We start from the raw sequence: 15,056 nt of genomic DNA on the forward strand, positions 1-15,056 counted from the left end.
CTGGCGGACACGCACCGTCGCGCACAAGCCGGCGGTTCGCATCGTCGAAGAATGGGGGTGCGCTTGATCGCAGGCTGGCTGCTGCTGCTCGTCGCGCTGCTGTACGTGGGCCTGCTGTACAGCGTGGCATGGCTGGGCGACCGGCGACCGCTGTACCCGCGCCAGCCGCGACTGCGGCCCATCGTCTATGCGCTGGCGCTGGCGGTGTACTGCTCGTCGTGGACGTTCTACGGCGCGGTGGGCACGGCGGCACGCCATGGCCCGGGTTACCTGCCGATCTACCTCGGTCCGGTGCTGCTGTTCGTGTTCGGTTTCGGCCTGCTGCGCCGCCTGGTGGAAGTGGCGCAGCAGCGCAACATCACCTCGATCGCTGACTTCATCGGTGCGCGCTTCGGCAAGTCGCACGGGTTGGCCGCGCTGGTGGCGGTGATCGCGGTGGTGGCGGTGCTGCCGTACATCGCATTGCAGCTGAAGGCGGTGGCGATGTCGTTCGCGGTGCTGGGCGGCAGCGCACCCGGCGTGCCCGGGCCGGTCATGACGGATCCTGCGCTGTGGTGCGCCGGCTTGCTCGCCGCGTTCGCCATCCTGTTCGGCACGCGCAGCATCGACGCCACCGAGCACCATCACGGCATGATGCTGGCGATTGCCCTGGAGTCGCTCATCAAGCTGGTCACGTTCGTGGCGCTGGCGCTGTTCGCCCTGCATCACGGCCCGGGTCTGTTGGCCAGCGCGAAGCTGCTGCCGCGGCATCCGGGCGAGAACCTGTTGTCGGCGAGTTATCTCATGCAGACGTTGCTGGCGCTGCTGGCCATGTTCTGCCTGCCGCGCCAGTTCCAGATCGGCGTGGTGGAGTGCGAGGACCCGCGCGACCTCCATCGCGCGCGCTGGATGTTTCCGCTCTACATGCTGGTCATCAGCCTCGCGGTGCTGCCCATCGTGGCGGCCGGCATGGCGTTGCCCGCGGTGCGCGACGGGATGGCCGATGCGTGGGTGCTCAACCTGCCGCTGGCGCTGGGCAGCCACGGCATGGCGATGCTGGCTTTCGTCGGTGGCTTCTCGGCCGCCACCGGCATGGTGATCGTGTCGGCGGTGGCGCTGTCCACCATGATAAGCAACGACCTGGTGATGCCGGCGCTGCTGCGCGTGCGCCGGCTGCAACTGGAGCACCTGGACGACGTGTCGCGGCTGGTGCTGCGCGTGCGCCGCGTGGCGATCGTGGTGCTGGTGGCGCTGGCCTATGGCTACTACCGCACGGTGGCCGATGCGGAGAACCTCGCCGCCACCGGCCTGCTCGCCTTCGCCGCCGTGGCGCAACTGGCGCCGGCCATCGTGGCGGCGCTGTACTGGCGCGGTGCCAGCCGGCGTGGTGTGGCCACCGGCCTGGTCGCCGGTTTCGCGGTATGGGCCTGGATCCTGCTGTTGCCGGCGATGCAGCATGCAAACGGCTGGCGGCTGGACGGCCAACCCGGCTGGGGCGGATGGCATCCGCTTATGCTGTTCCGTCTGGGCAGCGATGATCCGCTGCTGTACGGCACCTTGTGGTCGCTGCTGGCCAACGTGGCCAGCCTGGTCTTCGTTTCCCTGCGTTGGCGACCGAATCTGGAAGAGCGCCTGCACGCCGCCCTGTTCGTCGCCCCGCATGCGGCCAGCCGCGATGGCGCGGGGGACTGGCGTGGCCGCGTGGCGGTGGCCGACCTGCGGACCATCGCCGCGCGCATCGTGGGCCAGCGCGGCACCGAACGTGCCTTCGCCGAATACGAACAGCGCCGCGGCCATCCGCTGCAGCCCGGCGAAGCGGCCGATCGCGCATTGATCCAGTACACCGAGCGCCTGCTTGCCGGTGCGATGGGCGCGGCCAGCGCGCGGCGCATCCTGATGGGCATGCTCTCCGGCTCGGGCCTGGACATCGCCGAGGCGATGGCGCTGATGGACGAGGCCTCGCAGGAACTGCGCTTCAACCGCGAGCTGCTTTCCTCGACGCTGGAAAACGTCTCGCAGGGCATCAGCGTGGTCGATGCCGGCATGCGCCTGGTGGCGTGGAACCGGCGTTACCTGGAGCTGTTCGGTTACCCCGACGGCATGGTCTACGTGGGCGTGCCGGTGGCCGACCTGATCCGCTGGAACGCCGAGCATGGCGAGTGCGGTCCCGGCGAGGTGGGCGGCCACGTGGCGAAACGCATCGCCCACCTGCGCGCCGGCACGCCGCACGTGTTCCAGCGCGTGCGCGCCGACGGCAGCACCATCGAAATGCGCGGACGTGCCCTGCCTGGCGGCTACGTCACCACCTACACCGACGTCACCGCGTACAAGCGCGCCGAGCAGGCGCTGATCGAGGCGAACGAGACGCTGGAACAGCGCGTGGACCAGCGCACCGCCGAGCTGAGCGAGGCACTGGCCGCCACCGCACAGGCGCAGCGCACCGCCGAAGCCGCCAATGCATCGAAGACGCGCTTCCTCGCCGCCGCCAGCCACGACCTGCTGCAACCGCTCAACGCCGCGCGCCTGTTCACCTCCGCGTTGCGTCAGCAACCGCAGCTGGATGCGGAATCGCGCCAGCTGGCCGAACGCATCGATGCCGCCTTCCGCGCCGCCGAGGACTTGCTCGATGCCTTGCTCGACACCTCGCGACTCGACACCGGCACGTACCGGCCGGAGATTGCCGACTTCGCACTGGCCGAGCTGTTCCATTCGCTGCAGAACCAGTTCGCCGCGCTGGCGGAACAGCGCGGCTTGCGTCTGCGCGTGGCGCCCACCCGGCTCGCCGTGCGCAGCGACCCGCAACTGCTGCGCCGCGTGCTGCAGAACTTCCTTTCCAACGCATTGCGCTATACCCGCCACGGCGGCGTGCTGCTGGGCGCCCGCCGCGTCGGCGGCATGGTGCGCATCGAGGTGTGGGACAGCGGCCCCGGCATTCCTGCCGAGCAGAGCGCGCGCATCTTCGGCGAGTTCCAGCGGCTGGAGCAGCCCTCGCCCTGGGGCGAGAAAGGCCTTGGCCTTGGCCTGTCGATCTGCGACCGCATCGCGACGATGCTCGACCATCGGCTCGACCTGCGCTCGCGACCCGGCCACGGCAGTTGCTTCGCGGTGATCGTGCCGTGGGCCATCGCCGCCGCGCCCGGACGCCGGCAAGGCGTGCGCCGCTCCACTGGCGCCAGCGACGAGCAACTGCCGCTCACCGTGTTGTGCCTCGACGACGACGCAGCCATCCTCGACGGCATGCGCATCCTGCTGAGCCGCTGGGGCGTGGATTGCCGCACCGCCCGCGACGTGGCCGCCGCCAGCGCCGAGCTGCAGCGCGGCCCGGTGGATCTCATCCTTGCCGACTACCATCTCGCCGACGACACCGATGGCCTGCAGGCCCTGCAACAACTGCGCGCCGAGTGCGGCACGCTGCCCCCGGCCGCCCTCATCACTGCCGACGGCAGCAGCGAACTCAAGCAGCGCGCGCGGGCGCTGGGCTATCCATTGCTGCACAAGCCGGTAAGGCCCGCGGCGTTGCGGGCGCTGTTGACGGCGCTGGTCAGGAAGCAGGAAAGGGAAGCATGGACGCTGGAGCGCGCGCTACGCAGCGGCGAATAGCGTGGTCACCGCGCCTGGATGAACGGCCTGGCGCGACACCTGGCCGGGGTCACGCCAGCGGGCACCCGGCCGTGCAGGAGAGCATCAAGGTGCGGCCGCTGCCGTCGGGCAAGCCGGATACAGGTTCACTCGCCTTCCTCGTCCACCAGCAATGGCTGCGTCGCGCCCGGTTCCACGGCGAGATGGCTGGCGGCGAGGGCGACCTGCGTGCGGTTGTTGACGCCCAGCTTGCGCATGATGGCCGTCATGTGCGCCTTCACCGTCGCTTCGGAGACACCGAGTTCCCAGGCGATCTGCTTGTTGAGCAGGCCTTCGGCGATCATGGTGAGCACGCGGAACTGCTGCGGAGTGAGCGTGGCGATGCGGGCCGCGATATCCGCTTCGTCGGGCTGCAGTTCGGCACTGCCGCCGACGAGCTGGGGTGGCAGCCACACGTCGCCGTCGAGCACGGCGCGGATGGCGTGGACGATCTCGTCGCCCGCCGTGGATTTGGGGATGTAGGCGGCGGCGCCGTGGGCGAGCGCGCGGCGCGCGACCTGCGCCTCCTCGTGGCCGGATACCACGATGATCGGCAGGCCGGGGTATTGCCCGCGGATGTGCGCCAGCGCGGAGTAGCCGCGTGCACCGGGCATGTGCAGGTCGAGCAGCAGCAGGTCGGCGTCGGGGTATTGCTCGATCAGCGAGTACAGGCCGTGCACGCTTTCGGCGCTGCGTACCTGCGCCCGCGGCAGCGCGGCGAGCACCGCGCGCTGCAGGGCGTCGCGGAACAGCGGGTGGTCGTCGGCGATCAGGATGTCTGTCATGGACGGGATTCGGGATGGCGGGATTCGGGATTCGGAAAAGCCGGCTCTGCCGAATCCCGCCATCCCGAACCCCGGCTCATTTGATCAGGCGTTCCTCGACGAGGTTCTTCACCACGCTGGGATCGGCGAGGGTGGAGATGTCGCCGAGCTGGTCGGGCTGGTTCTCGCCGATCTTGCGCAGGATGCGGCGCATGATCTTGCCCGAGCGGGTTTTCGGCAGCCCAGGCGCCCATTGCAGGAAATCCGGCGTGGCGATCGGGCCGATCTCCTTTCGCACCCAGGCCACCAGTTCCTTCTTCAACTCGTCACTGCCGTTTTCGCCGGCGATCAGCGTGACGAAGGCGTAGATGCCCTGGCCTTTGATCTCGTGCGGCGCACCGACCACCGCGGCCTCGGCCACCTTGGGGTGCGCCACCAGCGCGCTTTCCACTTCGGCGGTGCCGATGCGGTGGCCACTGACGTTGATCACGTCGTCGACGCGGCCGGTGATCCAGTAATAGCCGTCCTCGTCGCGGCGCGCGCCGTCGCCGGTGAAGTAGTTGCCGGGGTAGGCGCTGAAATAGGTTTCGATGAAGCGCTGGTGGTCGCCGTACACGGTGCGCATCTGGCCGGGCCAGGAGTCGGTGATCAGCAGGTTGCCCACGCAGGCGCCCTGCTGCACTTCGCCGTTGGCATCCACGATGGCGGGCTTCACGCCGAAGAACGGCTTGGTGGCGGAGCCGGGCTTGGTGGCGATGGCGCCAGGCAGCGGGGTGATCAGGATGCCGCCGGTTTCGGTCTGCCACCAGGTGTCCACGATGGGCAGGCGGCTCTCGCCGACCACACGGTGGTACCACTCCCAGGCCTCGGGGTTGATCGGTTCGCCCACCGTGCCGAGCACGCGCAGCGAGGCGCGCGAGGCCTTCTTCACCGGTGCCTCGCCTTCGCGCATCAGCGCGCGGATCGCGGTGGGCGCGGTGTAGAACAGCGACACCTTGTGCTTGTCCACCACCTGCCAGAAGCGGCTGAAGTCGGGGTAGTTCGGCACGCCGTCGAACATCAGCGTGGTGGCGCCGTTGGCCAGCGGGCCGTACACCACGTAGCTGTGGCCGGTGACCCAGCCGACGTCGGCGGTACACCAGTAGACGTCGTCGTCGCGCAGGTCGAACACGCACTCGTGGGTGTAGCTGGTGTAGACGAGGTAGCCGGCCGAGGTATGCAGCACGCCCTTCGGCTTGCCGGTGGAGCCGGAGGTGTAGAGGATGAACAGCGGGTGCTCGGCCTCCATCGGCTCGGCCGGGCAGTCCGCGCTCTGGCCGTCCATCAGGTTGTGCCAGTAGCGGTCGCGCGGCGATTGCATCGGCACCGCGCTGCCGGTGCGGCGCACCACCACCACGGTTTCCACGCTGTTGGTGCCGGGGCGCTTGAGCGCCTCGTCCACGTTGACCTTGAGCGGGATCTTCTTGCCGCCGCGCACGCCCTCGTCGGCGGTCACCACCAGCTTGCACTGCGAGTCGGCGATGCGCCCGGCCAGCGAGTCGGGCGAGAAGCCGCCGAATACCACGGAATGGATCGCGCCGATGCGCGCGCAGGCCAGCATCGCCACCGCGGCCTCGGGGATCATCGGCAGGTAGATCGCCACGCGGTCGCCCTTGGCCACGCCCAGGTGCTTCAACGTGTTGGCGAACCTGCACACCTCGGCGTGCAGTTCGCGGTAGGTGAGCGTGCGCGATTCGTTCGGGTCGTCGCCCTCGAAGATGATCGCCACCTTGTCGCCCCGCTCGGCGAGATGGCGGTCGAGGCAGTTCGCGGCCACGTTGAGCGTGCCGTCCTCGTACCAGCGGATGTGCAGGTCCTTCGGATCGAAGGAGACATCCTTGATCCGGGTCGGTTGCTTCGCCCAGTCCAGCCGCTCGCCCGCCTTGGCCCAGAAGGCCTCGGGATCCTTCACCGACTCGGTGTACAGCCGCTCGTAGTCGTCCAGGCGGATGCGCGCCTTGGCGGCGAACGCGGGATCGACGGGATGGATCGTGGACATGCGGATCTCCTGTAGGCGCGGGTGCGGGCGGCGTAGGTAGGCCTTCGAGTGTAGCGATGTCGCCAGAGTGCCGAAGTGCCCCGTGTATCGACTTTGGTCGAAGTTAAGACCATCGGCGAATAGCCGCGCGCGCGCAAGCATGGACATGCTCGGTTCCACCATTCCGAGGGGAAGCCTGCCATGAGCCCGACACTCGTTCGTCGTTGCCGTGCGCCATTGGCGCTGGGCGTTGCCATCGCGTTGTCGCTGCCGTGGGCGGCTATGGCGCAAACCGCCGGCACCGCTGGCGAAAGCGCGCGCGAGCAACAGCTGGAACAGCGGGTGGACCAGCTGGAACAGGAGCTGGCTCAGCTCAAGGCGATGATCCAGGCGCAGAAGCAGCAAGCCGCGAGCCAGCCCGCACCCGCTGCCGGGACGCAGAACGTCGTCGCCGCGCCCGCCACCAACACGGGCAAACCGGTGTTCAGTAGTGCGCCGGGCCTGTCGGTGGCGCTGCACGGCTTCATCAGTGCCTCGGCCTTCAGCCAGAACAAGAGCTTCGTCTACGGCAATGGTCAGAACGCGGAATACCCGTCGTCCACCTCCACCAACGGCACGCTCAGCGGCGTGGACGTGCGCAACACGCGCTTCTGGCTGGACTTCAGCGGTGCGCAGCTGGCCGGCGACTGGACCGGCGGCGGTCGCATCGAGATGGATTTCTTCGGCGGCTACAATGGCACCGGCGCCTATGCGCAGCAGCAGCCGATCCCGCGCCTGCGCCAGGCCTACATGGACCTGGTCAACCCCGACAGCGGCAGCACGATACGCATCGGCCAGCAGTGGGATCTGCTGTTCCCGCTCGACAACGTCACCGCCTCGCTGTCGCACATCGCGTTCCCGCTGGGCTTCGGTACCGGCATGATCGGCTGGCGCTATCCCGGTGTGGTTTGGATGCAGGATCTCAACCACGGCGGTGGCGGCGTGCAGTGGCGTTTGGACGTGGGCGCGTTCGAAGGTTCGTGGAACGGGCCGGATGCCGCCGTCAACAACATCAACTACCTCACCGCCGGCAACGTCGGCTTCCGGCCGCAGGTGGAAGCGCGGCTGCATGCGCAAGGTTCGGACTGGCTGGCCTATGTGGTGGCGCATTACAGCACCGTGGACCTGCGCGGCGTGAGCGGCACCGTGGCGACACCGGTGCAGTCCAACGTGAAGAGCGTGGGCTACGAAGTGGGCGGCCAGTGGAAGCCCGGCCCGTGGGTGTTCCGCGCCAATGCCTACACCGGCAAGGGCCTGGGCGAGGTGTTCGGCGACTTGTCGCAGTTCGGCGACATCAAGGACACCGGCGGCTACCTGCAGGCCGGCTACAACTTCACGCCCAACTGGAACCTCAGCGCGGTCTACGCCTCCAGCAAGCCCAACAAGGACGACGTGATCCGCTGGATGGGCAACGGCTCCACCGGCCTGCTGCGCAGCCGCCAGACCGGCATGGATCTCACCTATGCGGCCGGCAACTACGAACTCGGCGTCGAGTGGCTGTATGGCTGGCTCGACAGCACTACCAACGGCGTCGATACCAAGACCACCAGCGGCAACCAGGTCAGCCTGAGCGCGCTGTATCACTTCTGACCCTGACGGCGCCGGTGCCAGGCGACACCGGCGCCAGCATGGATGATCCAACGCGGGCTTGCCCGTGGTCACACGCGCCGAGGCGCGGCGTGGATGGCCCGTCGCGCGTTGTACATGGCTTCCATCATCGCCATCCTTCCATTGGGGAATCGCACGATGAGCGACGCAAGCACGCAAACGAAGTTTTCCAACCCCGCGCCACTGGGCCTGGCCGGCTTCGCGCTGACCACCTGGTTGCTGAGCATGATCAATGCCGGCTGGTTCAGCGGCGACGCCATGGGCATGGTGCTGGCCTGCGCGCTGGCCTATGGCGGTACCGCCCAGGCCATCGCCGGCGTGATGGAGCTGCCGCGTGGCAACACCTTCGGCGCCACCGCCTTCCTCAGCTACGGCGCGTTCTGGTGGTCGTTCGCGCTGTTCGTGCTGTTCCTGCACGACAAGGTGCCCGCCGCCTTCGTCGGCTGGTACCTGTTCCTGTGGGGCGTGTTCACCTTCTACATGTGGCTGGGCACGCTGCGTGCGCCGCGCGCGCTGCAATTGATCTTCCTCGCGCTGTGGATCACCTTCTTCCTGCTCGCCGCGGGCGAATGGACCGGCATGGCGGGGTTGCACGAGGCCGGCGGCTACATGGGCCTGCTGACCGCCATCCTCGCGTTCTACCTGTCCGCCGCCGAGATCATCAACGACAGCCAGCAACGCACGGTATTGCCGATCGGTTGATGCAGGCATGCAAGTGTCGCGCGTGCTGAGATGCGCGCGCGGCACACTGCGCGGATGGGCGATTCATCCATTCCATCGCAGGCGATCAAGGGACGCGGCGCTGCCTCCAATCCGGAGGGCCGCTTCGAGACCATCCGCCATCATGCCGAAGACGACGGCTGGCAAAGCCGGTTGCTGGACGAAGCCGCGCCTCGCCCGAGAACCTGCGTCACCGAGGAACGCGCGCGCAGCGTCATCACCCGCAACGATTCGCCCGACATTGCCTTCGAACAGGCGCTCAATCCGTTCCGAGGTTGCGAACACGGGTGTGTGTATTGCTTCGCGCGACCCTCGCATAGCTACCTCAACCTTTCGCCCGGGCTGGACTTCGAGACCAAGCTGCGCGCCAAGACCAATCTTGCCGATGTGCTGCGCGCCGAACTGGCCAAGCCGGGCTACGTGCCCAAGCCCATCAACATCGGCAGCAACACCGATCCATACCAGCCCATCGAGAAAAAATGGCGGCTCACCCGCGCCGCGCTGGAAGTGCTGGCCGAATGCCGTCACCCTTGCACCATCGTCACCAAGAACGCCCTGGTGGAGCGCGACCTCGACCTGCTCGCGCCGATGGCGCGCGAAAAGCTGGTGCAGGTGTTCGTCTCGGTGAATTCGCTGGACAACCACCTCGCCGCCAAGCTCGAGCCGCGCGCCAGCGCACCGCATCGCCGCCTCAAGGCCGTCGCCGCGCTGGCCGAAGCCGGCGTGCCGGTGGGCGTGCTCGTCGCGCCCATCATCCCCGCGCTCAACGACATGTACATGGAGGCGGTGCTTGAGCGCGCGCACGAAGCCGGCGCGCGTTGTGCCGGCTACACCGTGCTGCGCCTGCCGTGGGAACTGAAGCAGCTGTTCCGCGAGTGGCTGGCGTTGCACGCGCCGCAGCGCGCGGCACACGTGATGAGCCTGGTGCAGCAGATGAACGGCGGCCGCGACTACGACAGCGACTTCGCCACGCGCATGCGCGGCCAGGGCGTGTTCGCGGAATTGCTGCGCAAGCGCTTCGAGTTGGCTTGCCGCAGGCACGGCTTTGGTCGTGCGCGTGAATTGCGACTCGACACCTCGCGCTTCGTTCCCCCGCGCAAGCCGTCGCCGCAGGGGGAGCTGTTCTGAACGGTCAGGCGATTTCCAGCCCGCGATAGAACTTCCGCTGTGCCAGTGTCAGCATCGCTTCGTCCTCGTGCGTATCGCCGTAGGCGTAGCACTGGTCGTAGGCGGCGAGGGCGTAGCGTTCGCGCACGCGGCGCGCTTTCTCCTCGCCCACGCATTGGGCGCCTTGGTAGCGGCCGGTGAGGCGGTTGCCACGGGTTTCCAGCGTGGAACAGATCAGGTCGAGGCCGTGCTGTCTGCACCACGGCGCGAGGTAGAAATCGAAGCCGCCGGAAACCAGCACCACCTTGTCGCCTTGCGCCTGATGCCACGCGAGGCGTTGCATGGCTTCGGTGCGAAGCACGTTGGGAATGTACTCGACGGCGAAGCGTTCGCCAGCGGCGTGGATGTGCGCGGCAGGCACGCCGCGGAAGCCGAAAATTGCCACCGCGTTGCGTATCGTCGTGCCCTTGACGAGGCCCAGCTTGTAGCCGGCCAGCATCGGTGCGAACACCGGTATGCCCAAGGCGCGCCGCAGCGGCGACGTCGCCTGCCGCATGAAGTCGGGCATCGTCTCGTGCGTGGTGAGGGTGCCGTCGAAGTCGAACAGGGCAAGGTTCATGTGACTTCCGTATCGAAGCGTTGGCGCAGGCATTGCACGGCGGCGTGGTTGGCGTCGGCGATGCGGTGGAATTCGTCGCTTGCGAGCGGATGTCGTGCCACGCGCTGCCAGTAAAGCGCGGCCCAGCTTGCGGCCGTGCACCAGCTGGCCAGTGCAGCGGGCGTAGGCGGTGGCGGGTCGAACGCACGCGTCATCACGGTACCGCTGCTGGCGGGCCGGTAGAGCATGGGCAGCATGTCGTAGCTGGGCGCGAGCGGCAGCGGCAGCGTGTCGCCGAGGAAGCAGCCGAGGTTGCCGAAGTGCATGTCGGTGTTGGCGATCAGGCGGCCGAACCACCAGCGCAGGCGCACCTGTTCCAGCGCATCGGCACTGATCCAGCCGGCTTGTTGCATGCGTTGCGCGGCGGCGGCCCAGTCGTCGCGTTCGCCGTCGCGGGCGTCGCTCCACGAGGCAAGGCTCACGAAGCCGCGCCGGCCATGTGCGCCGATGCGGTCGAAGCGCGTGGTTTCCAGGCACAGCCAGCCTTGCGACTGGACGAGTTCGGTGCGCGCGCTGGCATGGCCGTGTTCCGCGAGCAGTTCGGCGGCGAGGTGTTCGCACACCAGCAGGTCGGCCCAGCGGCGCGCGCCGGGATGGGCGTCGGCGGGCTCGCCGAACTTCACGATCACGTGGCGCAGGCTGTCGTCGGCTTCACGCACGCAGGTAGTGAACTTGGGCTGCTCGCCGGCGGCGGAAGAACCCACCAGCTCGCCGCCAAGCGTAGCTTGCGCGAGTTGCGCGTAGTACTCGCCGCGCGCGGCGGCGGGGATGGCCTCCGGTTCGTTGCGCAGGGCGCGTTCCAGCGCGGTGTCGCCCAGCACGAAGTCGCCAGGGGCGTCGTCGCCGTGCAGCAGCAGGGCGGTGAGCACGGCGTCCCCGTTCCAGCGCAGCACGTCGGTGGGCAGGCCCAGTTCGCGCGACCAGCGCTGGGCGAACTGGCGGCCGAGGAAACCTTGCGGGCGCTGGTCGTCGAGGAACCACGGCAGGCCGGGGAACAGACCATCGGCGAATTCGCCCTGGAACCAGTCGGGCGGCGTGGCGGTGGCGACGAGGCAGCCGTCGCCGTGCAGTGCCGTCAGCTCGCCGAATTCACGCGGCTGGCCGCGCTCGTCGATGCGGTACAGCGGCCAGTGCGTGCCCAGCCCGCGCACCTCGCGCACGGCGGCATAACGGCTGCGCCGCGCCTGGCCCACGCGCACCACGCGCGAGCCGGCGGCGGCCAGGGCTCGCGAAATGCTGGGTTGGCTGGTGCCCAGTGCCGCTCCCAGCTCCCGTGAACTGGCCACCCGGCGCAGGCGCAGGGTGTCGAGCAGACGCTCGGTGAGGGTGGTTGGGTTGACCATATATGAATAGATACTTGAATAGATAATTCAAGTCAAATATTCATAATATCAATTTGTTATGTGGAATATGGTTTGATTGGTGAATAGATTTCTGGATGGGTTGACCGGCTTCTTCGTGTCTGGAAGAAGCCGGCCTTGCCATCGTTCAGCGCGTCGCCGGCAGGTACTTGGCGAACCACGCCAGCGAGCGCTGCTGCAGGTCGCGGGTGTGTTCGGGGTTGGCGAAGTGGTGGCCTTCGTTCGGGTACACCACCAGCTGCGCCGGCACGCCGAGGGTCTTCAGCGCGTGCCAGAACTCGAAGGACTGTGGCGCGGGGCATTCCTCGTCGCGGTCGCCGACGATGATGAGCGTCGGCGTTTTCGCCTGCTTGATGAAGCTGAGCGCGGAGCTCTTGGCGTAGGCCGCCGGGTCGTCGTACAGGCTGGCGCCGAAGTAGGGGATCATCCACTGGTCGATCTGGTTCTCGCCGTAGTAGCTCGCCCAGTCGGAGATGCCGGCGCCGGCGACCACGGCGCGGAAGCGCTGTGTCTGGGTGGGCGCGAACATGCTCATGAAGCCGCCGTAGCTCCAGCCGGTGAGGCCGAGGCGGTGGTCATCCACCGGCGCCAGCTTCTCCACCGCGTCGATGCCGGCGAGGATGTCGCGCAGGTCGCCGTAGCCGAAGTCCTTGCGGTTGGCCTGCACGAAGGCCTCGCCCTGGCCGAAGCTGCCGCGGGGGTTGGGCATGAACTGGAAATAGCCTTCGCTGGCATACATCGCGCCCATGCCGGGCCAGCTGGACAGCACGCCCCAGGCCGGGCCGCCATGCACGTTCACGATCATCGGGTAGGTCTTGTGCGGGTCGTAGTTGGTCGGGTAGAGCAGCCAGCCCTGCACGTCGCGACCCTCGTTCTTCCACTCCACCGACACCGCCTTGCCCCAGGCGGGCTTGAGCCCGGCATTGAGCGAGGTGACGGCGGGCGGTGGCGTGCCGGCGAGCTTGCCGGCGTGCACTTCCGGCGCACGGTCGTAGGAGCTTTGCTCGAAGGCCACGCGCTGGTGGTCGGCGGACAGTGATACCGACAGCACCGCGCCACCGGCGCCGATCATCGCGGGCACGGTGAAGTAGGGCGCCTGCGCGGTGGCCTGTTCGCCATGGATGTCGTAACGGGCCAGTTGCACCTTGCCCTTGGCGTTCTGGCTCACCGTCAGCGCATCCTTGCTTGCCCAGGCGAACCATTCCGGCGTCACGGTGATGCCGGGAGTGAGGTTGACCGGTTCGCCGCCGCTGGGCGAGACGCTGTAGAGGTCGCCGCCGGTGGAACCCTGGTCGCTCATCAGGCCGCCGATGAAGGCGATGCGCGAGTCGTCCGGCGACCAGCGCGGCAATGCCATCTGCAGGCCGTGCAGCGAACCGGTGACGGTCGAAGGATCGACCACCACGCGCGGCGCGGCGCCTTCCTTCGCGTCCTGCACGTAGAGCTTCGCCACCCACCAGTTGTTGTCGCCCGGCGCGGGCGCGGCGGTGTAGGCGATGCGCGAGCCGTCGGCCGACCAGCCGAATTCGTAGGCGTAGATCGAAGCCGGGGTGAGCGTGTGCACGGCGCCGCTGGCCACGTCCAGGCTGGCGACGCGCTGGATTTCCTCGGGCTCCTCGCCGATCACGCCCACCTGGGGCTTGCCTGCGGCGGTGGCGCTGGCGTGGCGGGTGGCGCCGGGCACGTAGAGGAAGCCCAGCGACTGGCCGTTGGCCGTCCATGCCAATGCGCGTGCATAACCCGCGAGCTTGGCCACTTCGCGCGGCGCGCCCTTGCCGGCCACGTCGGCGAGGTAGACGTCCGTGTGCATCGCCTCGGTATTGGTGAGGTCGTGGCTGCAGTTGGCGATGAAGGCGAGCTGGTGCGAATCCGGCGACCAGGCGAGGTCGCCCTTGCTGCAATCGGCAAGCTTGGTGCCCAGGTCCAGAGCCTGTGCGTGCCGGCCATCGGCGTCGGCCAGTTCGATCACCGGCTGCTTGCCTTCCTGCACCCATGCCAGGTGCGAGCCATCGGGCGACAGCGCCACGTCGCCGATGCGCTGGATCCGGTCGAGCTTGGGCAACGGCTGCCCGGCCTTTGGAGCGGACTGGACGGCAGGCGTGTCCACCGCCGCCAGTGCGAGCAGGGGCGTGGCGGACAAGGCCAGTGAAACGAGAAGACGCGATGACTTCGGCATGGTGCAAACCCGTGTGCGGGGGAAACCGCCACGCTACAACCGCAGGCGGCGGCGCACCATGTGCGGATCGTCAGGGTTTGGCGGCGACCAACGCGGCCTCGCGCGCGGCAAGCTTGGCGCGGATCTCCGGAATCGCCGCCAGCGCGGCCTTCTCGCCGGCGAGGATGGCCAGGTTCTTCTGCTCGAAGTCGGCAGGGCCGATGCCGCTGAGGTCGGGGCGGATCACCACGTCGGCACGGGCGATTTCCTGCTTGGCCAGTTCGCGGCCCATGATGGTGATGGACTGGCCCATGATGTTGAACATGCCTTGCGGATTCGTGCCGCCGGGTTTGGCGGAGATGTCCACCGCGATCACGAAATCCGCGCCGAGCTGGCGCGTTGCATCCACCGGGATCGGGCTCACCACGCCGCCGTCCACGTAATGCCTGCCGCGGATCTCCACCGGCGCGAACACGCCGGGGATGCTGGAAGAGGCACGCACGGCTTGCCCGGTGTTGCCGCTCACGAACACCGTGCGCTGGCCGGTCTCCAGTTGGGTGGAAACCGCCGCGAACGGCAGCTTCAGTCGCTCGATGGGCTGGTTGTGCACCAGCTGGTTCACGTAATCCTGCAACGCCTGGCCCTGCACCAGGCCGTCGGAGAACAACTTCACGTCACGGATCTTCGCCTCGTCCAGGCCGAACGCGGTCTCCTGCAGCTGGAACGCGTCCATGCCGCTGGCGTACAGCGCGCCCACCACGCTGCCGGCACTGGTGCCGGCCACCACGTCGGGATGGATGCCGCTGGCTTCCAGCATCTTGATCACGCCGATGTGCGCGAAGCCCTTGGCCGCGCCGCCGCCCAGCGCCAGGCCGATCTTCAGCTTCGGCGGCGGTGGCGGAGGCAGCGGTGCGACCGGCGCAGGCACGGGTTTGGCCGCGTGGGTGCAGGCGCCCAGCGCGAGCGTGGCGAGCAGTGGCAGGAGCAGGCGGCGGAACGGCATCGGTGGCGTCCTGCGGGGAAAGTTGAA

General features: G+C 68.2%; 10 protein-coding genes. 4 read left to right on the forward strand and 6 right to left on the reverse strand.

Features of this window, described 5'->3' with window-relative positions; translation table 11 throughout:
* Positions 1–63 precede the first annotated feature (63 nt).
* Positions 64–3,579 (forward strand): PAS domain-containing hybrid sensor histidine kinase/response regulator, encoded by a 3,516-nt coding sequence (locus tag IHE47_RS17240; protein ID WP_192108370.1) that lies wholly within the window; start codon positions 64–66, stop codon positions 3,577–3,579.
* Positions 3,580–3,704: 125 nt separating this feature from the next.
* On the opposite strand, the gene IHE47_RS17245 is transcribed toward IHE47_RS17240, so the two are convergent.
* Positions 3,705–4,382 carry a response regulator transcription factor gene (locus IHE47_RS17245; RefSeq protein ID WP_192108139.1) on the reverse strand — a complete coding sequence of 226 codons (678 nt, stop codon included), beginning with the start codon at positions 4,380–4,382 and terminating at the stop codon, positions 3,705–3,707.
* Between the two features lie 76 nt (positions 4,383–4,458).
* Positions 4,459–6,399 (reverse strand): acetate--CoA ligase, encoded by a 1,941-nt coding sequence (acs, locus tag IHE47_RS17250; protein ID WP_192108141.1) that lies wholly within the window; start codon positions 6,397–6,399, stop codon positions 4,459–4,461.
* Positions 6,400–6,579: 180 nt separating this feature from the next.
* Here acs and IHE47_RS17255 point away from each other — a divergent pair, with 180 nt between their 5' ends.
* From IHE47_RS17255 to IHE47_RS17265, 3 genes are all read left to right on the forward strand, one after another.
* On the forward strand, positions 6,580–8,007 hold the full coding sequence (locus IHE47_RS17255; RefSeq protein WP_225562042.1) for a hypothetical protein: 1,428 nt from the start codon (positions 6,580–6,582) through the stop codon (positions 8,005–8,007).
* A 156-nt stretch (positions 8,008–8,163) separates the two neighbouring features.
* Positions 8,164–8,727 (forward strand): acetate uptake transporter, encoded by a 564-nt coding sequence (locus IHE47_RS17260; RefSeq protein ID WP_192108143.1) that lies wholly within the window; start codon positions 8,164–8,166, stop codon positions 8,725–8,727.
* Between the two features lie 54 nt (positions 8,728–8,781).
* Positions 8,782–9,873 carry a PA0069 family radical SAM protein gene (locus IHE47_RS17265; RefSeq protein WP_192108145.1) on the forward strand — a complete coding sequence of 364 codons (1,092 nt, stop codon included), beginning with the start codon at positions 8,782–8,784 and terminating at the stop codon, positions 9,871–9,873.
* A gap of 4 nt (positions 9,874–9,877) precedes the next feature.
* Here the strand turns inward: IHE47_RS17265 and IHE47_RS17270 are convergent, their stop codons facing one another.
* From IHE47_RS17270 to IHE47_RS17285, 4 genes are all read right to left on the reverse strand, one after another.
* On the reverse strand, positions 9,878–10,471 hold the full coding sequence (locus tag IHE47_RS17270; protein WP_192108147.1) for an HAD family hydrolase: 594 nt from the start codon (positions 10,469–10,471) through the stop codon (positions 9,878–9,880).
* Positions 10,468–11,853 (reverse strand): type II toxin-antitoxin system HipA family toxin YjjJ, encoded by a 1,386-nt coding sequence (gene yjjJ, locus IHE47_RS17275; RefSeq protein WP_192108149.1) that lies wholly within the window; start codon positions 11,851–11,853, stop codon positions 10,468–10,470. The genes IHE47_RS17270 and yjjJ overlap by 4 nt, the downstream gene beginning before the upstream one ends.
* Before the next feature lie 145 nt (positions 11,854–11,998).
* Positions 11,999–14,047 (reverse strand): S9 family peptidase, encoded by a 2,049-nt coding sequence (locus IHE47_RS17280; RefSeq protein ID WP_192108151.1) that lies wholly within the window; start codon positions 14,045–14,047, stop codon positions 11,999–12,001.
* Positions 14,048–14,117: 70 nt separating this feature from the next.
* Positions 14,118–15,029, reverse strand: a complete 912-nt coding sequence (locus IHE47_RS17285; protein ID WP_192108153.1) for a patatin-like phospholipase family protein — start codon at positions 15,027–15,029, stop codon at positions 14,118–14,120.
* Positions 15,030–15,056 lie beyond the last annotated feature (27 nt).

This window comes from Rhodanobacter sp. DHB23 (genome assembly GCF_014842975.1).
Lineage (GTDB): Bacteria > Pseudomonadota > Gammaproteobacteria > Xanthomonadales > Rhodanobacteraceae > Rhodanobacter_A.